The following is a 22,845-nucleotide window of genomic DNA, read 5'->3' on the forward strand; positions in this document are numbered from 1 at the left end:
GTCTCTCTCCTGATGGTCTATTTGCTCGATGAGAGCGCGTCGGCGCCGCCGACGATCTCTGCGATCTGCTGCGTGATCTCCGCCTGACGCGCGTTGTTGCGCAGACGGGTGTAGTCGGTGATGAGCTTGTCGGCGTTGTCGCTGGCCGACTTCATCGCCTTCTGCGTCGCGGCCTGCTTGGCGGCAGACGACTGCAGGAGAGCGTTGAAGACGCGGCTCTGGATGTACACCGGCAGGATCGCGTCGAGAACGGTCTCGGCGTCCGGCTCGAACTCGTACAGCGGGTAGACGGCGTTGCCCGCCTCCGAGTCATCGGCTTCCGTGATCTCCAACGGAAGCAGACGCACGGACTCCGGCGACTGCGTCATCATGCTGACGAAACGGTTGTACACGAGGTGGATCTCGTCGACGCCACCGTCGTCTGCACCGCGCCCGAAGTCCTCGAGCAGCTTCGCCGAGATCTCCTCTGCGGTGTGGAACGACGGGGTGTCGGTGTCGCCGGTCCACTCCGCAGCGGCCGCGATGCGGCGGAACTGGAAGTAGCCGACGGCCTTGCGGCCGACGAGGTAGAACACCGGCTCCTTGCCCTGCCCGCGCAGGAGCTCCGCCACCTCGAGACCCTCACGGAGGATCTGCGAGTTGAAGGCTCCGGCGAGACCGCGGTCCGAGGAGAAGATCACGACCGCAGAGCGACGGATCGTCTCGGGCTCGCGGGTGAGCGGGTGGTCGACGTTCGAGTGCGTCGCGACGGCAGACACGGCCCTCGTCACGGCTCGCGCGAAGGGGCTGGACGCTTTGACACGTCCCATCGCCTTCTGGATGCGCGAAGCCGCGATGAGTTCCATCGCCTTCGTGATCTTCTTGGTCGTCTGAGCAGAGCTGATCTTCTGCTTGTAGACCCTGAGTTGAGCGCCCATGAATTCAGTTCCTCACGCGGTTACGCGCGACGACCCTTGACGATCTTCTCCTGGTTGACGTCCTCAGCCTCTGCTGCAGCGTGCTCCTCGTGGCCGGGAGCGCCGATGGCGTGTCCCTTGCCACCCTGGAACTCCAGGATGAAAGCGTCAGTGTGCTTCTCGAGCTCGGCGACGGTGTCGTCGTCGAGGACGTTGGTGTCGCGCAGCGTCTCGAGAACCTTCGTGTTGCGACGAAGGTAGTCGAGCAGCTCGCGCTCGAAGCGCAGGACGTCCGAGACCTCGAGGGTGTCGAGCTTTCCCTTCGTTCCGGCCCAGATCGAGACGACCTGCTCCTCGACGGGGTACGGCGAGTACTGAGGCTGCTTGAGCAGCTCGGTCAGACGCGCACCACGGGAGAGCTGACGACGCGAAGCCGCATCGAGGTCAGACGCGAACATCGCGAACGCCTCGAGCGAGCGGTACTGCGCGAGCTCGAGCTTCAAGGTTCCGGAGACCTTCTTGATCGACTTCACCTGAGCGTCACCGCCGACTCGCGAGACCGAGATACCCACGTCGACCGCCGGACGCTGGTTGGCGTTGAAGAGGTCGGACTGCAGGAAGATCTGGCCGTCGGTGATCGAGATCACGTTGGTCGGGATGTACGCCGAGACGTCGTTCGCCTTGGTCTCGATGATCGGAAGACCGGTCATGGAGCCTGCGCCCAGCTCGTCGGACAGCTTCGCGCAACGCTCGAGCAGACGCGAGTGCAGGTAGAAGACGTCACCCGGGTAGGCCTCGCGGCCCGGCGGACGGCGCAGGAGGAGCGATACGGCACGGTAGGCCTCAGCCTGCTTCGACAGGTCATCGAAGATGATGAGGACGTGCTTGCCGCCGTACATCCAGTGCTGGCCGATGGCCGAACCCGTGTACGGGGCGAGGTACTTGAAACCGGCGGGGTCGGATGCAGGAGCGGCCACGATGGTGGTGTACTCCAGAGCGCCGGCCTCTTCGAGCGCGCCCTTCACCGAAGCGATGGTCGAGCCCTTCTGGCCGATGGCGACGTAGATGCAGCGAACCTGCTTGTTGACGTCGCCCGACTCCCAGTTGTCCTTCTGGTTGATGATCGTGTCGATCGCGATGGCCGTCTTACCGGTCTGGCGGTCGCCGATGATCAGCTGACGCTGACCGCGGCCGACGGGGATCATCGCGTCGATGGCCTTGATGCCGGTCTGCATCGGCTCATGCACCGACTTGCGCTGCATGACACCGGGAGCCTGGAGCTCGAGCTCACGCACGCCATCAGTGGCGATGGAGCCGAGGCCGTCGATCGGGTTTCCCAGCGGGTCGACCACACGGCCGAGGTAGCCGTCGCCGACGGGAACGGAGAGGACCTCACCCGTGCGGGTGACTTCCTGACCGGCCTCGACGCCGGTGAACTCGCCGAGCACGACGACACCGATCTGGTGCTCGTCGAGGTTGAGCGCGAGTCCCTTGGTGCCGTCTGCGAAGGTGACGAGCTCGTTCGCCATCACGCCGGGAAGTCCCTCGACGTGCGCGATGCCGTCTGCCGCGTCGATGACGGTGCCGACCTCGGTCGCCGCGGCCCCAGTGGGCTCGTATGCTGCGGCGAAGTCCTTCAGCGCGTCACGGATGACGTCGGGGCTGATCGATAGTTCTGCCATTGTCTTCCCTTTGTATCTGGGTGCGCGGTTCCCCGCGCGAAGTCGTGTTAGCCGGCGAGCTTCTGGCGAAGATCGGCGAGACGGGCGGAGATGCTGCCGTCGATGACGTCATCGGCGATCTGCACGCGCAGGCCTCCGACGACGGCGGGGTCAGAGACCTCGTTGAGCGAGATCTTGCCGTCGTAACGACGCGAGAGTGCGTCGCTGAGACGAGTGCGCTGTGCATCGGTGAGTGGCTTGGCGCTGTGCACCGTCGCCACCACGCGGTCGCCCTGATCTGCAACGATCCGAGTCGCCCGGTTGAGCATCTGCCGGACACGGCGATCTCGAGGCTGACGCACCAGCGACGAGACGATCACCGCAGTCGCGTCGCTGACGCCACCCGCGAGCAGCTTGTCGACGAGTGCACCCTTGGCGTCTTCTCCCCCGAGGCGGCTTCCGAGCGCGAGCTCGAGTTCCGCGTTGGCGGCGATGACACGGGTGAAGCCGAACAGCTCTCCCCCGATATCTGCCTGAGGTGCAGCGATAGCCGCAGCCCGGATGGCGAGTTCCTCGATGCCGTCCACGAGCTGTGAAGCCGAGGACCAGCGCTCAGCGACGACGGTCTTCAAGACGCTCTGGGCATCCTGAGAGAAACCGCCGAAGACCGCTGCGACGACGTTCTGTCGCGCCACGACCGGAGCCGAGGCGTCGGCGAGCGCGCCGCTCAAATGAGACGACTCCGTCACGGCACGCGCAGCTGCGAACAGCTCCCGTGCCGTGTCGAGAGAGACGTCCTTCGCTGCAGCAAGCGCCTGAGTGGATGCCGCGAGTGCCTGAGTGGTCGCGCTGCCCATTACTGAGCCGCCTTCTCGGATGCTTCGAGGTCTGCGAGGAAGCGGTCGACCACTGCGGTCGCACGTGCATCGTCGGAGAGCGTCTCGCCGACCACGCCGCCGGCGAGGTCGATGGCGAGCGAGCCCACCTCGCTGCGCAGCGAGACGAGAGCGGTCTGACGCTCGGCCTCGATCTGCGTGTGCGCGGTCGCGGTGATGCGAGCAGCCTCGCTCGACGCGGCATCCTTGGCTTCGGCGACGATCTTCTTGCCGTCCTCGCGGGCGGCCTCACGGATCTCACCGGCCTCGGTGCGTGCCTCGGCGAGCTGCCGGGTGTACTCCTCGAGCGCGGCCTCAGCCTGCTTCTGTGCTTCGTCAGCCTTGGCGATGTTGCCCTCGATGGCGGCGGACCGCTTGTCGAGCATCGCCGTGAACTTCGGAAGGGCGACCTTCCACACGACGACGAGGATGACGAGGAACCACAAACCCGACCAGATGATGTCGTACCACGCAGGGATCAGCGGGTTGGGTGTTTCACCCTCTGCTGCGAGGTTCGTGACAAGAGCGTTCAGCATCCTGTCTCCTTCAGAAGTCGGTAGAGATTACGGGAAGGGGATGAATCCGACGGCGATGCCGACGAATGCAAGCGCCTCGGTGAAGGCGATACCGATCCACATGAGGACCTGAAGGCGGCCGGCCAGCTCGGGCTGACGAGCGACACCCTCGATGGTCTTGCCGACGACGATGCCCACGCCGATAGCCGGTCCGATCGCTGCGAGGCCGTAGCCGACCGACGCGAGGTGACCGTTGATGTCTGCGAGAACCGTAGTAGCGTCCACGGGTTTTTCCTTTCGTTGGGTGGGACGGCAGTTGCCGACCCGCTCAGTGCTCTTCTGCGACCGCGAGCTGGATGTAGACCGCGGTGAGGACGGTGAAGACGTATGCCTGGAGAACGGCGACCAGGATCTCGAAGAGAGTGAAGGCGCCGCCGAAGGCGAGGGTTCCGACACCGAGAGCGGCCCAGCCGCCACCTGCGGTGAAGAAGAAGAACTGGGTGGCCGCGAAGCACAGCACCAGGAGCATGTGGCCGACGACCATGTTCATCAGGAGTCGGAGCATAAGCGTGACGGGCCGGATGATGAAGGTCGAGAGGAACTCGATCGGCGTCACGATGATGTAGACCGGCCACGGGACCCCGGCCGGGAAGAGCGCGTTCTTGAAGAAGCCGAGCGGGCTCTTCTTGATACCCGCGTAGATGAAGGTGACATAGCTCACGAGAGCGAGCGTCAGCGGCACGGCGGCGATGCTCGTTCCGGCGATGTTCAGGAACGGGATGATTCCGGTGATGTTCATGAACAGCACCATGAAGAAGATCGTGGTGAGGATCGGCAGGAATCGGTTGCCGTCCTTGCGACCGAGCAGATCGTGCGCGATGTTGCTGCGGACGAAGTCCAGCCCCATCTCGACGACGCTCTGGAAGCGTCCGGGGACGATCTTCATACGACGGGTTCCGAGAACCAGGAGCAGGACCACCACCACGACGGCGAGGAACTGCACGAGGTGGATCCGGTGAACGGGGATGACCCCGAACGCGTTGAAGAGGATCTCCGGGAAGAACTCGTCGATCGAAGGTCCGTGGAACTCGCCGTCAGAGGCGAGTTTGGGCATCAGGGTCGCAGCAAGATTGAACAGCGCGGGCTCCAGCTTCGGGGCACCGGTCAGAACCGGGGCGACGATGGTCGGTGTGCTTCAAGCGCAAGCGCTCGCGAACGAGCGGCGGGCACGTGTCAACACTATCAGAATCTGAGGGTGTCCTAAGACCGCGGGGCCTCTTCGCTCGGCCCTTCCTGGTCACGGGGCTCGGGGATCAGGTTGTGCCGTCCTGGGGCGCGATCCTCGGGCACGACTGTCGGCAGCTGCACGCCGGGGGCGTGGTCGGTCGGAGCCTCGGTGGGAAGAGAGGCGTCGCTCACATTGGGCAGTCGCATCCGGGTGAGCACGATCACGTCGATCACCAGCGACATGATCACGCCTGCAACGATCGAGAGGAAGAAGACCATGGGGTTCAGCCACGGCTGACCGGCCAGGAGGATCATCACGAGGAGGAAGACACCGAGCTTCAGCAGCCAGCCGCCGAGCACGATCGCGAAGAACAGCTGCACGTAGAGCGGGTCGCCGAACCAGCGGTTGGCGATGAGGATGCTGAGCGCGGTGATGCCGAGGAAGAGCATGGCGAGCACGACACCGAGAAGCCCGCTCACGAGCCCCTCTCCCCCACCCACGAGGAGACCGATCCCGCCGGCGATGATGGCGAGGACCACCATCGCGAGGGCGGACCAGAGCAGCGTCCTCCGCAGGATCGGATTGCTGGAAACGGGGCTCGGGCTCACGGGGACTCCACGGGTGTCGGGTCGGGCTCAGCAGACGCCGCGGGCTTCCGTCGGCGCAGGGGATTGAGGGTGATGACGAGGCACGCGGCGATTCCCACGAGGCCGAACACGACGCCGGGGAGGTACTGTCCGGGCCAGTCCTCGCGGGCACCCACGTACATCAGGAGGACGGCGAGGGAGATGACCGCCGTCCAGGCGTAGAAGATCAGCACGGCATCACGGTCGCGGTGGCCGAGGTCGAGCATGCGGTGGTGAAGGTGCTTGCGGTCGGGAGAGAAGGGCGACTTGCCGGCGTTCATGCGGCGCAGAACGGCCAACCCGAAATCGAGGAGCGGCAGCAGCACCACCAGCAGCGGCAGCAGGATCGGGATGAACGCTCCGAGGAGCTGCGATCGCCCGAGGCGCTCCGGGTCGAGGGCGGACGGCTCTAGCTGGCCGGTGACGGCGATCGCCGAGGTCGCCATCAGCAGGCCGAGGACCAGCGCCCCGGAGTCGCCCATGAAGAGCTTCGCCGGGCTCCAGTTGAAGGGCAGGAATCCGAGGCAGGCGCCGATGAGCACGGCCGCCAGGAATGACGCGAGATTGAAGTAGCTGGATGCTCCGGTGTCGCGCGTCAGGATGTAGGAGTAGGCGAAGAAGACTCCGTTGGCGATCAGGCAGACACCGGCGACGAGACCGTCGAGTCCGTCGATGAAGTTGACCGCGTTCATCACGATGACGATCGCGAACATGGTGATGGTGATGCTCAGCCAGCTCGAGAACACGATCAGATCGCCGAACGGCAGCGAGAGGATCTGCAGCCCGCCGCCCACGGTGATGATCCCCGCGGCGAGGAACTGCGCGCCGAGCTTGATCATCCAGTCGAGGTCCCACAGGTCGTCCACGACGCCGATGACGGCGATCAGCAGCGACGCGGCGAGGATCGACCACATGGTCTGCGGCGGCATCCACATGGTGGCGAAGAACGGGTTCGCGGCCGAGAATCCGATCGCTGCGGCGATGCCGAGGAAGATCGCGACCCCGCCGAGACGCGGGGTGGGGGTCGTGTGCACATCCCGCTCGCGGATGGTCGGGTAGAGCTTGAACCGCAGGCTCAGCCGCCAAACCGCCCAGGTCAACGCGAATGTGATCGCGGCGGTGAGGATGATCGTGAAGAGGTACTGCTTCACGAATCCCCGTCCGATTCCGATGCGTCGGGCTCAGGCTCGAGCAGGTCGCCGAGCACCTCCTCCAGCCGTTCACGGCTGACCGCGCCGACGCGGAGGATGCGCACGCCGCCGGCGGTGGGCTCGGCACCACGGGGCACCAGGGATGTCGCGTCGACGATCGTCGACGCGATCCCGTCGCGACTGACGCCGTCTGCGAGGTAGACGGCGACGCTGTCTCCGAGCATGCGCTCGGCATCGAGCGCCGAGATCGCCGACTCACGACCGGTGAGGTTGGCGCTGGAGACCGCCAGCGGCCCTGTCTCGGCGAGAAGCTCGAGCGCGACGCGCCCTTCGGGCATCCTGACGGCGACTGTGCCCTGCGTGTCGCCCAGATCCCAGACGAGAGACGGCTGGGCGGGGAGGACGATGGTCAGCCCGCCGGGCCAGAACGCATCGACGAGACGCTGTACCGGCTCCGGCACCGACTCTGCGAGCGCATGCAGAGTCTCCTTCGTGCCGATCAGGACGGGTGGGGGCTGGTTGCGCCCTCGCCCCTTGGCATCGAGGAGACGCTGAACCGCTGCGGGAGAGAAGGCATCGGCCGCGACGCCGTAGACGGTGTCGGTGGGCATGACGATGAGTTCGCCGCGGCTGATCGCCTGGCGGGCGTGACGCATGCCGGCGAGGAGCTGGGCCTCATCGCCGCAATCGAAGATGGAGGACATGACGATCTGATTCTAGTTGGGGATGCCTGTGCGATTCGTGTCTGCGCGTCACGGGCGCAGAGCAGTCGTCGCTCTGTCTCGCAGGGTGAGGTCGCGATGCGTCGCCGCCGCCCGCCATCCGTCGCGAGTGAGGATGCTCCGGATCTCCTCGCCCTGGAGCTCTCCGTGCTCGAGGACGAGCAGTCCGCCCGGATGCAGCAGCTCGAGAGCGCGCACGCTGAGCACGCGCACGATGTCGAGACCGTCCACTCCCCCGTAGAGCGCCATCGAGGGATCGAAGAGCCGCACCTCGGGGTCACGGGGAACAGCTGCGTCAGGGACGTACGGGGGGTTCGAGATCACGACGGAGGCCGTGCCGTCGAGCTCGGGGAACGCATGCGCGAGGTCTTCGTTCACGAGCGTGAGGTTCGCCACACCCGTGGTGTTCCGCACCGCCCACGGATAGGCGTCGGGCGAGAGCTCCGTGGCGAAGACGCGCGCGTGGGGCACCTCGGTGGCCATGGCGAGAGCGATCGCCCCGCTGCCCGTGCCCAGGTCGATCCCGATCGGCTCCGGAAGCGGGGAGCCGAGAAGCGCGTCGATCGCGTACTGCACGACCGTCTCCGTCTCAGGCCGGGGCACGAAGACTCCGGGACCGACCGCGAGCTCGAGATGCCGGAACGGCGCGGTCCCGGTGATGTGCTGCAGAGGCTCTCTCGCGGCGCGGCGGGCGACCAGCGCTCGCAGAGACTCTGCGCCCCCCTCATCGAGCGCATCGCCGCGGATGATGCCGGCCTGCACCTCGCCTCGTCGCATTCCGAGGACGTGGCCCGCCAGCAGCTCGGCGTCGACGAGGGGGTCCGAGATGCCCGCATCGGCGAGCTGCCTTGCCGCGGCGTGCACGGCGGAGGCGAGGGAGAGATCGGGCATGGATCAAGCGTAGAGCGCGGCAGGTGTCATATTGCCCACCCCTCCAGGGCCCTCGCATAGGCTGGAGCGCGCAGTCCCCCCGCACAGGAAGGCTCTCCCCATGCCCGGAATCCACTCCGACATCACCACCGCTTTCGGCAACACTCCCCTGGTTCGCCTGAACCGGGTCACCGAGGGCCTCGGCGCCACAGTGCTGGCCAAGCTCGAGTTCTACAACCCGGCGTCGAGCGTGAAGGACCGGCTCGGCATCGCGATCGTCGACGCTGCGGAGGCGTCCGGAGAGCTGAAGCCCGGGGGCACGATCGTCGAGGCGACGAGCGGCAACACCGGCATCGCGCTGGCGATGGTCGGCGCTGCGCGCGGCTACAAGGTGATCCTCACGATGCCCGCGTCGATGTCGAAGGAGCGGCGCATGCTGCTCAAGGCGTTCGGCGCCGAGGTCGTCCTCACCGACCCCACCAAGGGCATGACGCACGCGGTCGCCGAGGCGGAGGCCATCGCCGCCCGGACGCCGGGTGCCGTGCTGGCGAAGCAGTTCGCCAACGAGGCGAACCCCGCGATCCACCGCCGGACGACGGCCGAGGAGATCCTTCGTGACACGGAGGGCTCCGTCGACTACTTCGTCGCGGGCATCGGCACCGGCGGAACCATCACCGGCGTCGGACAGGTGCTGAAGGAGCGCATTCCCGGCGTTCAGATCGTCGCCGTCGAGCCCAAGGACTCGCCCATCCTGACCGAGGGGCACCCCGGACCGCACAAGATCCAGGGCATCGGACCGAACTTCGTGCCGCCCATCCTCGACCGAGACATCCTCGATGAGGTCATCGATGTCACCTTCGACGATGCGATCCGGGTCGCACGCGAGACGGCGAGCAGAGAGGGCATCCTCGTGGGCATGTCGAGCGGTGCCGCGATCTGGGCCGCTCTGCAGGTCGCGCAGCGTCCCGAGGCCGCAGGGAAGACCATCGTCGTCATCATCCCCTCGTTCGGTGAGCGCTACCTCTCGACCGCCCTGTACGAGCACCTGCGCGAATCCTGATCCGTCCGATGGGCATGATGGGCCGAATGCGCGAGGACATCGCGGCAGCTCGACTTCGCGACCCCGCCGCTCGCAGCGCCGCGGAGGTGGCGCTCCTCTATCCCGGACTGCATGCCATCTGGGCGCACCGGGTCTCGCACGCGCTCTGGCGCCGGCGGCTCCGCCTGCTGGCACGCGCGACGTCACAGGTCTCGCGATGGCTGACGGGCATCGAGATCCACCCCGGCGCGCGGATCGGACGCCGATTCTTCATCGACCACGGCATGGGCGTGGTCATCGGCGAGACCGCCGAGGTCGGCGACGATGTGATGCTGTATCACGGCGTCACGCTCGGCGGCCGAACCAGGGACTCCGGCAAACGGCACCCGACGCTCGGTGACGGCGTCGCCGTGGGTGCGGGGGCGAAGATCCTCGGACCGATCACGATCGGCGAGGGATCGGTGGTCGGCGCGAACGCCGTGGTCACCCGCGACGCACCCGCCGACAGCATCCTCGTCGGTGTTCCTGCGAAGGCACGGGCACGCATCCTCGGCGAAGACACCAAGGCCGTGCTCACGGCGCCCGACTACTCCATCTGAGAGAGCACCCGGCGCCGGCCGGCATGTCTCAGCGAGCGCGTGCCTTCTCGACCCTCTTGCGCAGGAAGATCAGCGGCAGCAGAACGCTGCCGAGCGCCGTGACGAGCCACACGATCACTGCGCCCAGCAGCCAGCCGGTGAGATCGACGATGCGCAGACCGCCGATCGGCAGCAGGACGACCACCACCAGGGCGATCAGGGTCGACACGATCCCGATGCCGCCCATCAGCACGGGCGCATAGCGATCGGCGATCTTGCTGACCCAGGGAGCGAGCACGCTCTGCACGATCGCGAAGATCAGGATGCAGATGACGAAGCCCCACCACTTGTCCCACTGGATCTGGAAGCCGTCGAGCACGAGATCGGCGACGATGAGGCCGAGCCCGGCGGACACGACGTACAGAAGCGCGCGAAAGAGGAACGTGATCACGCGCTGAGCATATCGCCCTCACTGCGCGACGAAGAAGGGGATGGCTCCGGACAGGATGCCGACGGCGAGCATCACCAGCGACACGATCACCGCACGCCAGAGCACCTTCTTGTGGTGATCGCCGAGGTTGACGCTCGCGAGCGACACGAGCAGCAGGATCGCCGGCACCAGAGGACTCTGCAGGTGCACCGGCTGACCGATGATCGACGCACGCGCCATCTCGACAGGGTCGATGCCGAAGGTCGCAGCACTCTGAGCGAGCACCGGCAGGATGCCGAAGTAGAAGGCGTCGTTGGACATGAAGAACGTGAACGGGATCGACAGGACGCCTGTGATGGGTGCGAGGAAGGGCCCGAGCGCCGGCGGCAGCACATCGGTGATCCACGTGGCCATCGCGTCGACCATGCCGGTGCCGGTCAGGACGCCGACCAGCACCCCGGCGGCGATCACCATCGACACCACTCCGACGATGCTGGGGGCGTGGGCGACGATCTCGGACGCCTGCTCCTTGATCCCCCGGAAGTTGACCAGCAGCGCGACAGCGGCGCCGACCATGAAGACGTATGGGAGCGGCATGATGTCGAGCACGAGCAGGACCATCACGGCGAGCGTGAGGGCGAGGTTGAACCAGATGAGCCTCGGCCGCAGGGTCGGTCGTGCCGGGTCGAGCATGGTGTCAGCCATCGCGGTGTCCGCAGGATCGACACTCGCCGCGGCCACGGGACCGTGCCCGCCCGCGACGACGACGATGTTGCCGGTGCGAAGCGCCGCACGGGCGCCGGGCTTCGGGCCGGCACCGCGGAAGATCTTGGGAACGGTCGACAGAGCACCGCCGTCTGCGCCCGTGAGCAGCGCCTCGGAGTCGAGACGTCCGAGGCGACGTCGCTCCTGCAGACCGAGCATCCAGGCGAAGCCGAGCGTCACGACGATGCCGACGCCGAGCGCCGGCAGCATGGGAACGAAGATGTCGGTCGGCTGCAGGCCCAGCGCGGTCGCGGCGCGCACGGTGGGCCCACCCCACGGCACGATGTTCAGCGTGCCGTTCATCAAGCCGGCGACGCAGGTGAGGACGACCGGGCTCATGCCGAGACGGAGGTAGATCGGCAGCATCGCCGAGGTCGTGATGATGAACGTCGTCGAACCGTCGCCGTCGAGGGAGACCGCACCGGCGAGGATCGCCGTGCCCAGCACGACCTTTGCGGGGTCATCGCCCAGAACTCGCGTGATCACGCGGATCAGCGGGTCGAAGAGACCGACGTCGATCATGATGCCGAAGAACATGATCGCGAACATCAGCAGTGCGGCTGTCGGCGCCATGGTGGCGATCGAATCGAGGATCATGTCGCCCATGCCGAGCCCGGCACCGGCGAACAGTCCGAACACGGTGGGCACGAGGATCAAGGCCACCATGGGAGTCAGACGCTTCGTCATGATCAGGGTCATGAAGGCCAGCACCATGGTGAATCCGAGGAGCACGAGCACCCACTCCGGCGGAACGAACGCGACGTCGTACGTCGGCGCCTCTTCTGCGGCCGCTGACAGGCCGGTGAGTACGTCGGGCATGCTGTGACTCCTTCGTCGAAGCTCCGTCGACTGCGACGGATCCTGACGAGACTAGGCAATCCGACGCTCGCGAGCGCGGTATGCCGCATTCCCGGACGTTGTGCGCGTAGCGTGAGTTCTGCGCATATTGCGCGATCGTGCGGGCGAAGGGATCACAGTGTCGAAGGCGACCACGAGACCTCGATTCGCGACGCGCACGCTGCTGCTGCACCTCGCCACGGTCGCGCTCGTGGTCGCGCTGTGCACCGGCGTCTACCTCGTGCTCGCCGTGCAGCAGCTGCGCACCGAGGCCGAGTCGACCGCACTCGGCATCGCCAGGACTCTCGCCGAGGACCCTCAGGTTCGAGCCGAAGTCGCACGCATCTCGTCAGCCCAGGAGGAACCCGATGCCGAGGCGCTCAGGAACGGAGACCTGCAGCGCATCGCGTCGGGCGTCGCCGAGCGCACCGGCGCGCTGTTCGTGGTGATCGCCGACGCAGACGGCATCCGTCTCGCCCACCCCACCAGCTCCCGCATCGGCGAGATGGTCAGCACACCGTTCGCAGAGGTTCTCGCCGGCAACGAGGTCGTCGACTGGCAGACGGGGACCCTCGGAGAGTCGGCGAGGGCGAAGGTTCCGGTGCGCGACGACGCCGGGGTGCCCGTCGGCGAGGTCAGCGTGGGGTTCGAGCGCACCGGAGTCTTCGACGATCTTCCGCCGCTGCTCGCCGTGATAGGGGCCACCGCTGCGGCGGCCGTCGCTCTGGCGATCAGCGCGTTCCTCCTGCTGCGGCGTCGCTGGGAGCGGCTCACGCTCGGTGTGCAACCGGAAGAGCTCGTCGCGCTCGTGCAGAACCAGACAGCAGTGCTCAACGGGGTCGACGACGGTGTGCTCGCGGTCGACATCTCCGGAGTCGTTCGGGTCAGCAACGACGCGGCCGATCGGATGCTCGGCCTCGACTCGCCGGTCGGACTGCAGCTGGCGGGCCTCGGGCTGCCGCAGGCCGTCGTCGAGACGGCGACCGGCGGGCGCACCACGTCGACCGCCGTCGTGGACCGACGCGTGCTGTATTTCGACTCCAGACCGGTCGTCCGCGACGGGCGACCGCTCGGAGACGTGCTGATCATCCGCGATCGCACCGACCTCATCGCGTTGACGGAGCGGCTCGAGACCGTCCGCGCTGTGACCGCTGCCCTGCGTGTGCAACGTCATGAGTTCGCCAACCGCATGCATGTGGTCGCCGGACTCATCGATGCGGCAAGGATCGACGACGCCAGGGACTTTCTCGACGAGCTCGTCGAGCGCGGCTCGGTCGGCTTCCCCGTCGCCAGGCTCGACCTGCTCAGCGACCCATTCCTGCAGTCGTTCCTCGGCGCCAAGGGCATCGAAGCCGGTGAGCGCGGGGTCGCGCTGCGCATCGCGGACGACACCCACCTGATCGGGAGCGTGGCAGAGCCGGAGGACGTCGCAGCCGTGCTCGGCAACCTCGTCGACAACGCGGTGACGGCAGCAGTCTCGGGAGAGCGGATTCCTCGCTGGGTGGAGGTCGCGGTGCTGGGAGACGGCGATGCGCTGGTGGTCACGGTCGCGGACTCCGGGGCGGGACTCGAGGGGGTCGATCCGATGGCGCCGCGTCCGCCGGGCGAGGACGAGCCCGATCGCGTGCACGGGCACGGTCTCGGTCTTCCCCTGGCTCGAGACATCGCGCGCCGCCGCGGCGGCGACCTCTGGATCATCGACGCGGGGGGCGAGGAGCACGGCGCTGTCTTCGCTGCTCGCATCGGCCGCGCCGTGTCCGACCCCCCGACGACCCAGGAGAAGCAATGACCGATCCCCTCCGCGTTCTGATCCTCGACGACGACTTCCGCGTCGGCCTGCTGCATCAGCGCATCGTCGACGACCAACCTGGGTTCACCGCGCTCGAGCCGGTGCGCTCGCTCGCCGAGGCGAGGGACGGCATCCGCTCGTCGCGCCCTGACCTGCTCCTGGCGGATGTGTTCCTCCCCGACGGAGACGGCATCGCCCTGGTGCGGGAGGCCAGTGTCGACGCGATCCTCATCTCGGCTGCCGACGACGCGCCGACCGTGCGCCGAGCGCTCAGATCAGGTGCCGTCGGATACCTGCTCAAGCCGTTCGACCGTCGCGCGCTGGTCGGCCTGCTCGAGCGCTACGCGCGGTACCGCAACCTGCTCGCCGGCGACCGACCCCTGCGGCAGGAGGACGCGGATCGCGCTCTCGCGATCCTCCACGGGGCGGGAGAGCCGGTATCGGTCTCGCGCTCGGCGACGGAGCAGCTGGTGCTCGCCGCTCTCGGCGACGGCGAGGCCTCGGCGGCCGAGGTCGGGGAGCTCGTGGGCATCTCCCGCGCCACCGCACAGAGGCACCTCGCGGCTCTCGCCGCACGAGCCGTCGTGGAGGTGCGCTTGCGCTACGGTGCGACCGGACGACCCGAGCACCGGTACGCGGCCCGCACCTGATCGAAGGACAGACCAGGAGACACGCGCGATCGGCTCAGGAGTCGGAGCCCACCGCGGCGAGTCGAGCCTCTTCGTCTGCCTGGATGGCACTGACGATGATCGGCTCGAGGGCACCGTCCATCACCTGATCGAGGTTGTACGCCTTGAAACCCGTGCGGTGGTCGGCAATCCGGTTCTCGGGGAAGTTGTAGGTGCGGATGCGCTCGGAGCGGTCCATGCCGCGGATCTGCGACTTGCGCGCATCGGATGCCGCCGCATCCAGCTCCTCCTGCTGCTTCGCCAGCAGTCGCGCACGCAGCACACGCATCGCCGCTTCTCGGTTCTGCAGCTGCGACTTCTCGTTCTGCATCGACACCACGATGCCGCTCGGCAGGTGCGTGATGCGCACGGCAGAGTCGGTCGTGTTCACCGACTGACCGCCGGGGCCGGACGAGCGGAAGACATCGATCTTGAGATCGTTCTGATTGATCGCGATCTCGTCGGGCTCATCGACCTCGGGGAACACCAGCACTCCGGTGGTCGAGGTGTGGATGCGCCCCTGGGACTCGGTCGCGGGCACACGCTGCACGCGGTGCACGCCGCCCTCGTACTTGAGATGGGCCCAGACGCCCTGAGCGGGGTCTGTGGACGAGCCCTTGATCGCGACCTGCACGTCCTTGTAGCCGCCGAGGTCGGATTCGTTGCGCTCGAGGAGCTCGGTCTTCCAGCCCTTCGAGGCCGCGTACTGGATGTACATGCGCAGCAGGTCTGCGGCGAACAGCGCCGACTCGGCACCGCCCTCCCCCGCCTTGATCTCCATGATCACGTCGCGCGCGTCATCGGGATCCCGCGGGATGAGCAGCCGTCGAAGCCTCTCCTGCGCCGCCTCGACGCCCTCTTCGAGTGACGGGACCTCTGCGGCGAACGCCTCGTCCTCACGGGCGAGCTCGCGCGCGGCGTCGAGGTCGTCTGACGCCGCCACCCACGCCTCGTAGGCGGCGACGATCCTCGACAGCTCGGCGTAGCGGCGGTTCACACGCTTCGCCCGCGCAGCATCGGCGTGCACCGCCGGGTCGGAGAGTTCCTCCTGCACCCGGCGATGCTCGTCGATCAGAGTCTGGACGGACTCGAACACTCCGGCTCCGCTCAGCGGATGTTGCTGTCGTGTCCGTGCGGACCCGAAGGCAGCGTCGGAATCGCCTTCTGCATCTGCACGAGGAACTCGACGTTCGAGTGGGTCTCCTTGAGCTTGCCCAGGACGACCTCGAGCGCCTGCTGCTGGTCGAGTCCGGCGAGGGCTCGGCGCAGCTTCCACGTGATCTTGACCTCATCGGCCGAGAGCAGCATCTCTTCGCGGCGCGTGCTCGACGCGTTCACGTCGACTGCCGGGAAGATTCGCTTGTCGGCGAGCTGACGCGACAGGCGCAGCTCGCTGTTGCCGGTGCCCTTGAACTCCTCGAAGATGACCTCATCCATCTTGGAGCCGGTCTCGACGAGAGCCGTGGCGAGGATCGTGAGGGATCCGCCGTTCTCGATGTTGCGCGCAGCACCGAAGAAGCGCTTGGGCGGGTACAGCGCCGAAGCGTCGACACCGCCCGAGAGCACGCGACCGGATGCCGGAGCCGCGAGGTTGTACGCACGGCCGAGGCGGGTGATCGAGTCGAGCAGGACGACGACGTCGCGGCCCAGCTCGACGAGACGCTTGGCGCGCTCGATGGCCAGCTCGGCGACCGTGGTGTGGTCTTCTGCCGGACGATCGAACGTCGAGGCGATGACCTCGCCCTTGACCGTGCGCTCCATGTCGGTGACCTCTTCGGGGCGCTCGTCGACGAGCACGACCATGAGGTGGACCTCGGGGTTGTTCTGCGCGATCGCATTCGCGATCTGCTGCAGGACGATCGTCTTGCCGGCCTTGGGCGGTGCGACGATGAGGCCGCGCTGTCCCTTGCCGATCGGAGCGACGAGGTCGATGATGCGCTGGGTCAGCTTCTCGGGAACCGTCTCGAGGCGCAGACGCTCCTGCGGGTAGAGAGGGGTGAGCTTCCCGAACTCCACGCGGGTCGCGGCGTCGTCGATCGACAGGCCGTTGATCGAGTCGACCTTCACGAGAGCGTTGTACTTCTGACGGCCCTGCTGCTCGCCTTCGCGGGGCTGCTTGATCGAGCCGACGATCGCGTCGCCCTTGCGCAGGTTGTACTTCTTGACCTGTCCGAGTGAGACGTAGACGTCGCTCGGGCCGGCGAGGTAGCCGGTCGTGCGCACGAAGGCGTAGTTGTCGAGCACGTCGAGGATTCCGGCGATCGGCACCAGGACGTCGTCCTCGCCGATCTCGGTGTCGAACTCATCGGTCGGCACACCGCCGCGGCGCTTGTTGCGCTGACGGTTGCGGCCGTTGCCGCCCTCGTCCTCGGCGGGCGCGCTCTGCGGCTGCTGCTGCTGCTGCTCGCCGCCCTGTCCGGTGCCGTTCTGACCGCGACCGCGGTTGCGGCTGCGGTTGCGGTTGCGGTTGCGGCCGCCCTGCTCGTCGCCGCCGTCAGCGGAGTCGGAGGAGGAATCGGCGGCAGGAGCGGAGTCTGCCGGGGCGGACTCGGCGGGCTTCTCGGCGGCCGGAGCCTCGGTGTCGGCCGCGGGCTTCTTGGCGGTGCGGCGTCCGCGACCGGTGGTCTTCTTCGGCTCGTCTGCGGAACCTGCGTCTGCGGACCCCGCGTCGGCGGAGGCGTTGCCCTCTGCGGTCTTGGCCGCGGGAGCCTCGGCGGATTCGGCGGAAGCAGGAGCGGACGTCGCAGGAGCCTCGGCGGCTGCTGCGGAGGCCTCGGCGTTGTCGGCGTCGGTCTTCTTCGCACGACTGCGGCGAGGGGCCTTGGCCTTGGGGGCGGCGTCAGCGGCGGGGGCCTCTGCTGCGGGGGCCTCGGCAGCCGGTGCGCTGTCTGCGGATGCGGCGGCCTTCTCGGCCTTCGCGGCGGCGGTCGCGGTGCTCGCGCGGCGCGGAGCGCGCTTGCGGGCCGGTGCCACCTCGGTCGCGGCAGTGGTCGCGGCGTCGGAGCTTGCGGCCTTCGCCACAGCCTCGGCGGCAGGTGCCGCCTGGTCGTTCTGGGTCTCGGAGAAATTCTCCACGAGTACTCCCTCTTTGGTCTCGGGGACATGAGCGGCACGCGCACAACGGGTGCTGCGCGCGATCGCACGGACTGACGCTCGGCGTCAGCCAGCCTCTGCACTGGGTTCTCGGAAAGAACAGAATTCTCGGTGAGAGCAGTGCCACAGGGGTTTGCGTGCGGGTCTTGCAGAGTTGCAATGGGGCCAGATTCACGCAGTTACGTGGAGCCCTCCGCTCGATTCCCCACTGTACCACCACGCACGTCGACCGCGAGCAGCAGCGCGTCCCACGGGGTGTCGGTCGTCGATTCGGCGAGTTCCACGGCGTCCTGTCGGCTTCCGGGGCCGTCAGCGAGGACCAGCACGCTGGGGCCGGCACCGGACACCACCGCGGCGAAGCCTGCCGCGCGAAGAGCCTGAACCAGTCGCTGAGTCTCGGGCATCGCCTCGGCTCGATAGTCCTGGTGCAGACGATCGGCCGTCGCATCGAGAAGCAGCTCGGGGCTCTGCATGAGTGCAGCGATGAGCAGGGCCGAGCGCGAGACGTTGAAGACGGCATCGGCGGTCGACACATGCGGCGGCTGCAGAGACCGCGCCTTCGACGTCGACATCGTGTAAGACGGCACGAGCACGAGCGGGGAGACGCCGCGGTGCACCAGCAGCTTCTTGTGCTGGGGTCCTCGCTCACCGACCCAGGCGATCGTCAGCCCGCCGAACAGCGCGGGCGCCACGTTGTCGGGGTGTCCCTCGATCTCGGTGGCGAGGCGCAGCATGTCTGCGTCGCTGATCTCCACATCGCCCTCGAGCAGTCCCTTGGCAGCGAGGATGCCTGCAGCCACCGCCGCACCGGAGGATCCGAGTCCACGACCGTGCGGTACGCCGTTCTCGGCGACGATGCGCAGCCCCGGAAGGGGTCGTTCGACGTCCGCGTAGACATGCGCGATCGTGCGGACGATGAGATTCGAGTCATCGCGCGGGATCTCCTCCGCGCCGGACCCGGAGACCTCGATCTCGAGCGCGCCTGCCGCGAGCTCCGTCACCAGGAGCGTGTCGTAGACGCTGAGCGCGAGTCCGAGGGTGTCGAAACCGGGCCCGAGGTTGGCGCTGGTCGCGGGAACCGTCACCTCGACCGTGCGCCCCACCGGCATCGTCACTCGCCTTCCACGCGGAGCACCGAGACGACCCGCTCGACGACAGAGCTGCCGGCGAGCGCATCGACCGTGGCGCTGAGCGCGGCATCCGTGGCCCGGTGCGTGCCGATGACGAGACGAGCGGTCGGCTCGCCCTCGCCTTCGACGGTCTGCACGACGGTGGCGACGGACACCGCTCCGTCGCTCAGGATGCCTGCGACGGTCGCGAGAACGCCCGGAGCGTCCGCGACCTCGAGAGTGATCTGGTATCGGGTCGTGACGTGACCGATCGGCACCACGGGGAGGTTGGCCCTGGTGGACTCCCCCACGCCGACGCCGCCGGCGATATGCCGGCGAGCGGCGGACACGACATCTCCGAGCACCGCGGATGCCGTCTGCACGCCGCCAGCCCCTGCGCCGTAGAACATCAGCGAGCCTGCCGCCTCAGCCTCGACGAAGACGGCGTTGTTGGCGCCGTGCACGGAGGCGAGGGGGTGCGACGTGGGGACGAGTGCCGGGTAGACGCGGACCGAGATCGACTCGGTGCCGTTCGCCTCGATGCGCTCGCACACGGCGAGGAGCTTGATCACGAAGCCGGCGGCTCGCGCCTCGTCGATCATCGACGCCGTGATCGTCGTGATGCCCTCGCGGTAGACGGCGTCCAGCGGAACAGCCGTGTGGAAGGCGAGGCTCGCGAGGATCGCGGCCTTCTGCGCGGCGTCGAAACCCTCGATGTCGGCAGTCGGATCTGCTTCGGCATAACCGAGGCGCTGCGCGTCGGCGAGCACGTCGGCGAAGTCGGCGCCCTCGGTGTCCATGCGATCGAGGATGTAGTTGGTCGTGCCGTTCACGATCCCCATGATGCGCACCACGCGGTCACCGGCGAGCGAGTCGCGCAGTGGGCGGATGATCGGGATCGCGCCCGCAGCGGCCGCTTCGTAGTAGACGGAGGCGCCCACGCGGTCGGCCGCCTCGAAGAGCTCGGGACCATGGGTCGCGAGCAGCGCCTTGTTGGCCGTCACCACATCGGCACCGGAGCCGATCGCCTGCAGGATGCTCGTGCGTGCAGGCTCGATGCCGCCGATCAGCTCGATCACGATGTCCGAGCCGAGGATCAGCGACTCGGCATCCGTCGTGAACAGCTCCTTGGGCAGATCCGTCTCGCGCGGCGCGTCGAGGTTGCGCACGGCGATACCGGCCAGCTCCAGCGTGGCACCCGCACGGTCGGCGAGTTCGTCACCGTGTCGCAGCAGGAGTGCGGCCACCTGGGAGCCGACCGCTCCGGCGCCGAGGAGCGCCACCCGAAGTCGTCGGTACTCAGTCGTCATTGCATCTCTCCTTAGGAGGGTTGTTCAGTCATGCTTCGTCGGCGATCGCGTCGTTCGTCGCGCGGATCACCCGTGGTTCTCAGGCGCCTCGACACCGACATCGCGTGACAGGACGTCGGCGATGGTCTCACCGCGGACGATGATCGCAGACCGGCCGTCGCGCACGGCGACGATCGGAGGGCGAGGGACATGGTTGTAGTTGCTCGCGAGCGGGGCGCAGTAGGCGCCGGTCGAGGGGACAGCCAGCAGGTCACCGGGAGACACATCAGCGGGGAGGTACTCATGGTCGACGACGATGTCGCCGGACTCGCAGTGCTTGCCGACCACTCGGCTCAGCTGAGGCGCGCCCGTGCCGAACCGTGAGGCGAGGCGGGCTGAGAACTGTGCTTCGTACAGGGCAGTCCTGGCGTTGTCGCTCATGCCGCCGTCGACGCTGATGTACCGCCGAGTGGCTCCGGTGTCGAGAGCGACGTCCTTGGTGGTTCCGACCTCGTACAGCGTCACGCCGGCTGTGCCGACGATCGCTCTGCCGGGTTCGAACGACAGGGCGGGCACGGCGATCCCGCGAGCAGCACAGCCCTCGGCGACCGCCGCGACGATCTCACCCGCGAGCGTCTCGATCGGAGTGGGGTCGTCGACGCTCGTGTACGCGATGCCGAACCCTCCGCCGAGGTTGAGCTGAGGGACGGGCCCGCCGTCGAGCAGTGCGGCGTGCAGTTCCAGCACGCGCGACGCCGATTCGCGGAAGCCTGCGACACCGAAGATCTGAGATCCGATGTGGCAGTGGAGTCCGGCGAAGTCGAGACCGGGGATCTCACGGATGCGCGCGACGGCCTGTTCGGCTTCGGGCAGCGGGAAGCCGAACTTCTGGTCTTCGTGAGCAGTTGCGAGAAAATCGTGGGTCTCGGCGTGCACTCCGCTGATGACCCGCACGAGCACGCGCTGCACAGTGCCGGTCCTGGCGGTGATCGCCGCCAGACGCTCGATCTCGATCGCGCTGTCGACGATGATCGTGCCGATGCCCACCTCCACGGCGCGCTCGAGTTCGGCGACCGATTTGTTGTTCCCGTGGAAGCCCAGGGATGCCGGGGAGACGCCTGCCGCGAGCGCGACCTCGAGCTCTCCCCCGGTGCACACGTCGATGCGGAGTCCTTCGTCGATCACCCAGCGCGCGATCGTCGTGGTCAGCAGCGCCTTGCCCGCGTAGTACACCTGTGCGGTCGTGCCGTGGTCGGCCGCAGCGGCATCGAAAGCCGAGCGGAAGGAGCGGGCGCGGGAACGCACCTCGTCCTCGTCGATCACCAGCAGCGGCGTGCCGTATGTCTCAGCGAGAGCGGTGGCGGAGATGCCGGCGATCTGCAACGCTCCGTCGTCGCCGCGCACCGCGGAGGCCGGCCAGACGGCGGAGGGGAGATCATTCACGTCGTCGGGCACGACGAGCCATTCCGGGGCGAGCGAATCGGCAGGGGAAAGCAAGGAACACCAATCGTGGGACGGGTCTCGGGCGGATACGCGCACTGCGAGGTTGCCCCCGATTCTAGGGCACCAGGCATGCCGCATCAGTCATGGTGACGCTCGGCGTCAACCCCCTGCGGACACATCCTGCCGCCTCGTAAGGTGGTGCAGATGAGCACCGAATCCGCAGCACCCGATGCCCGACGCCCCGGCCCGATCGCGCGCGTCAGCACTGCGGCGATCCGCTGGGCCCTGACACGTCGTCCGGTGCGGGCCTTCCTTCTGTACTCCGAGCGTCGGGGTCCGATGCTCGCCGACAGCGTGACCTACCGTGCACTGTTCAGTGTGTTCGCCGCTGTTCTCCTGGGCTTCTCGATCGCCGCACTGTGGCTCGCCGGCAACCCCGATGTCTGGGATGCGATCATCTCCGCCGTGCAGTCCGTGGTGCCGGGCCTCATCGGCGAGGACGGCGTGGTGAATCCCGACGACCTCAAGGAGCCGATCTCACTGTCGATCGCCGGCGCGGTGTCGACGATCGCTCTGATCGGGTCGGCGCTCGGTGCGGTGGGGTCTCTGCGCACAGCGGTGCGCGTCCTCGCCGGAACCGCGCACGCAGACGTGCTGTTCATCTGGGTCATGCTCCGCAACCTGCTGCTCGCGGCCGGCGTCGCCGTGCTGTTCGTCGCCGCGGCGGCCGTCACCTTTGCCGGCCGACTCGGAATCACCTGGCTCAGCGGTTTGCTCGGCTTCTCCGAGGAATCAGCCGTCGCGTCATGGAGCATCCGGATCGTCTCGCTGATCGTCGTGCTCGCGCTCGACACCGTGCTCATCGCGGGCGTGTTCCGCTTGCTCTCCGGTCTCCGCCCAGCGGCGCGCTCCCTCTGGATCGGCGCGCTGATCGGCGGCGTCGGCCTGCTCGTGCTGCAGGAGCTGTCCGGGCTGTTCATCGGCGGTGCGACGAGCAATCCGCTGCTCGCCTCCTTCGCCACGCTGCTGGCGCTTCTGATCTGGCTCAACCTGTCGACCCAGGTCATCCTGATCTCCTGCGCCTACATCGTCACGTCGGAAGAGGAGCGCAAGGACCGCGTGCATGCTCGGTTCGGTGCGACGACCTTCCCGCAGCGACGGGTACAGCGCGCTGAGGCCGAGGTCGCGCTCGCGACGTCGGAGCTCCGCGCGGCGCAGAAGGCCGAGCGGGAGGCCCGCCTCGGCTCCGACGACGACTGAG

22 protein-coding genes are annotated in these 22,845 nt (G+C 67.6%); 5 read left to right on the top strand and 17 right to left on the bottom strand.

Annotation, left to right across the window (positions count from 1 at the left end):
• Window positions 1-17: 17 nt before the first annotated feature.
• The 10 genes from ACIP5T_RS04530 to prmC form a co-directional block, all read right to left on the bottom strand.
• Complete coding sequence (locus ACIP5T_RS04530) at window positions 18-917, bottom strand: F0F1 ATP synthase subunit gamma (RefSeq protein WP_056376573.1); 900 nt, start codon at window positions 915-917, stop codon at window positions 18-20.
• Between the two features lie 20 nt (window positions 918-937).
• Entirely contained in the window at window positions 938-2,578 is a 1,641-nt protein-coding gene (atpA, locus tag ACIP5T_RS04535) for a F0F1 ATP synthase subunit alpha (protein ID WP_400786124.1), read from the bottom strand.
• Between the two features lie 47 nt (window positions 2,579-2,625).
• Window positions 2,626-3,414 (bottom strand): F0F1 ATP synthase subunit delta, encoded by a 789-nt coding sequence (locus ACIP5T_RS04540; RefSeq protein WP_400860910.1) that lies wholly within the window; start codon window positions 3,412-3,414, stop codon window positions 2,626-2,628.
• Window positions 3,414-3,968 (bottom strand): F0F1 ATP synthase subunit B, encoded by a 555-nt coding sequence (locus ACIP5T_RS04545; RefSeq protein WP_311257589.1) that lies wholly within the window; start codon window positions 3,966-3,968, stop codon window positions 3,414-3,416. The genes ACIP5T_RS04540 and ACIP5T_RS04545 overlap by 1 nt, the downstream gene beginning before the upstream one ends.
• A gap of 27 nt (window positions 3,969-3,995) precedes the next feature.
• Entirely contained in the window at window positions 3,996-4,232 is a 237-nt protein-coding gene (gene atpE, locus ACIP5T_RS04550; protein WP_042541851.1) for an ATP synthase F0 subunit C, read from the bottom strand.
• Window positions 4,233-4,275: 43 nt separating this feature from the next.
• Complete coding sequence (gene atpB, locus ACIP5T_RS04555; RefSeq protein ID WP_400860912.1) at window positions 4,276-5,061, bottom strand: F0F1 ATP synthase subunit A; 786 nt, start codon at window positions 5,059-5,061, stop codon at window positions 4,276-4,278.
• 146 nt (window positions 5,062-5,207) lie between these two features.
• Window positions 5,208-5,783 carry a hypothetical protein gene (locus ACIP5T_RS04560; RefSeq protein WP_400860914.1) on the bottom strand — a complete coding sequence of 192 codons (576 nt, stop codon included), beginning with the start codon at window positions 5,781-5,783 and terminating at the stop codon, window positions 5,208-5,210.
• The gene (locus ACIP5T_RS04565) at window positions 5,780-6,952 is read right to left on the bottom strand and encodes an MraY family glycosyltransferase (protein WP_363570963.1); all 1,173 of its coding nucleotides are present in this window, start codon (window positions 6,950-6,952) and stop codon (window positions 5,780-5,782) included. Before ACIP5T_RS04565 ends, ACIP5T_RS04560 begins: the two co-directional genes overlap by 4 nt.
• Entirely contained in the window at window positions 6,949-7,656 is a 708-nt protein-coding gene (locus ACIP5T_RS04570) for an L-threonylcarbamoyladenylate synthase (protein ID WP_400860916.1), read from the bottom strand. The genes ACIP5T_RS04565 and ACIP5T_RS04570 overlap by 4 nt, the downstream gene beginning before the upstream one ends.
• Window positions 7,657-7,704: 48 nt before the next feature.
• On the bottom strand, window positions 7,705-8,565 hold the full coding sequence (gene prmC / locus ACIP5T_RS04575) for a peptide chain release factor N(5)-glutamine methyltransferase (protein WP_400860918.1): 861 nt from the start codon (window positions 8,563-8,565) through the stop codon (window positions 7,705-7,707).
• 100 nt (window positions 8,566-8,665) lie between these two features.
• Here prmC and cysK point away from each other — a divergent pair, with 100 nt between their 5' ends.
• Window positions 8,666-9,604 carry a cysteine synthase A gene (gene cysK / locus ACIP5T_RS04580; protein WP_400860920.1) on the top strand — a complete coding sequence of 313 codons (939 nt, stop codon included), beginning with the start codon at window positions 8,666-8,668 and terminating at the stop codon, window positions 9,602-9,604.
• 8 nt (window positions 9,605-9,612) lie between these two features.
• On the top strand, window positions 9,613-10,182 hold the full coding sequence (gene epsC / locus ACIP5T_RS04585) for a serine O-acetyltransferase EpsC (RefSeq protein WP_400860922.1): 570 nt from the start codon (window positions 9,613-9,615) through the stop codon (window positions 10,180-10,182).
• Between the two features lie 28 nt (window positions 10,183-10,210).
• On the opposite strand, the gene ACIP5T_RS04590 is transcribed toward epsC, so the two are convergent.
• The gene (locus tag ACIP5T_RS04590) at window positions 10,211-10,612 is read right to left on the bottom strand and encodes a hypothetical protein (RefSeq protein ID WP_400860924.1); all 402 of its coding nucleotides are present in this window, start codon (window positions 10,610-10,612) and stop codon (window positions 10,211-10,213) included.
• Window positions 10,613-10,630: 18 nt separating this feature from the next.
• On the bottom strand, window positions 10,631-12,175 hold the full coding sequence (locus ACIP5T_RS04595) for a CitMHS family transporter (RefSeq protein WP_400860926.1): 1,545 nt from the start codon (window positions 12,173-12,175) through the stop codon (window positions 10,631-10,633).
• 157 nt (window positions 12,176-12,332) lie between these two features.
• Here ACIP5T_RS04595 and ACIP5T_RS04600 point away from each other — a divergent pair, with 157 nt between their 5' ends.
• Together ACIP5T_RS04600 and ACIP5T_RS04605 are read left to right on the top strand one after the other, a co-directional pair.
• On the top strand, window positions 12,333-13,982 hold the full coding sequence (locus tag ACIP5T_RS04600) for an ATP-binding protein (RefSeq protein ID WP_400860928.1): 1,650 nt from the start codon (window positions 12,333-12,335) through the stop codon (window positions 13,980-13,982).
• Window positions 13,979-14,632 carry a response regulator gene (locus ACIP5T_RS04605; RefSeq protein WP_400860929.1) on the top strand — a complete coding sequence of 218 codons (654 nt, stop codon included), beginning with the start codon at window positions 13,979-13,981 and terminating at the stop codon, window positions 14,630-14,632. Before ACIP5T_RS04600 ends, ACIP5T_RS04605 begins: the two co-directional genes overlap by 4 nt.
• A 34-nt stretch (window positions 14,633-14,666) precedes the next feature.
• Here the strand turns inward: ACIP5T_RS04605 and prfA are convergent, their stop codons facing one another.
• The 5 genes from prfA to lysA all read right to left on the bottom strand — a co-directional run bounded on the left by prfA (window position 14,667) and on the right by lysA (window position 21,638).
• On the bottom strand, window positions 14,667-15,746 hold the full coding sequence (prfA, locus tag ACIP5T_RS04610; protein ID WP_400860930.1) for a peptide chain release factor 1: 1,080 nt from the start codon (window positions 15,744-15,746) through the stop codon (window positions 14,667-14,669).
• Between the two features lie 11 nt (window positions 15,747-15,757).
• Window positions 15,758-17,725 carry a transcription termination factor Rho gene (gene rho, locus ACIP5T_RS04615; protein ID WP_400860932.1) on the bottom strand — a complete coding sequence of 656 codons (1,968 nt, stop codon included), beginning with the start codon at window positions 17,723-17,725 and terminating at the stop codon, window positions 15,758-15,760.
• 197 nt (window positions 17,726-17,922) lie between these two features.
• On the bottom strand, window positions 17,923-18,852 hold the full coding sequence (gene thrB, locus ACIP5T_RS04620; RefSeq protein ID WP_400860934.1) for a homoserine kinase: 930 nt from the start codon (window positions 18,850-18,852) through the stop codon (window positions 17,923-17,925).
• 2 nt (window positions 18,853-18,854) lie between these two features.
• Window positions 18,855-20,162, bottom strand: coding sequence for a homoserine dehydrogenase (locus tag ACIP5T_RS04625; protein ID WP_400860935.1), 1,308 nt, complete (start codon window positions 20,160-20,162; stop codon window positions 18,855-18,857).
• A gap of 66 nt (window positions 20,163-20,228) precedes the next feature.
• Window positions 20,229-21,638 carry a diaminopimelate decarboxylase gene (lysA, locus tag ACIP5T_RS04630; RefSeq protein WP_400860937.1) on the bottom strand — a complete coding sequence of 470 codons (1,410 nt, stop codon included), beginning with the start codon at window positions 21,636-21,638 and terminating at the stop codon, window positions 20,229-20,231.
• Window positions 21,639-21,788: 150 nt separating this feature from the next.
• Here lysA and ACIP5T_RS04635 point away from each other — a divergent pair, with 150 nt between their 5' ends.
• Entirely contained in the window at window positions 21,789-22,844 is a 1,056-nt protein-coding gene (locus ACIP5T_RS04635) for a YihY/virulence factor BrkB family protein (RefSeq protein WP_400860939.1), read from the top strand.
• Window position 22,845: the final 1 nt, after the last annotated feature.

The organism is Microbacterium sp. NPDC088619, assembly GCF_044752825.1.
Classification (GTDB): domain Bacteria; phylum Actinomycetota; class Actinomycetes; order Actinomycetales; family Microbacteriaceae; genus Microbacterium.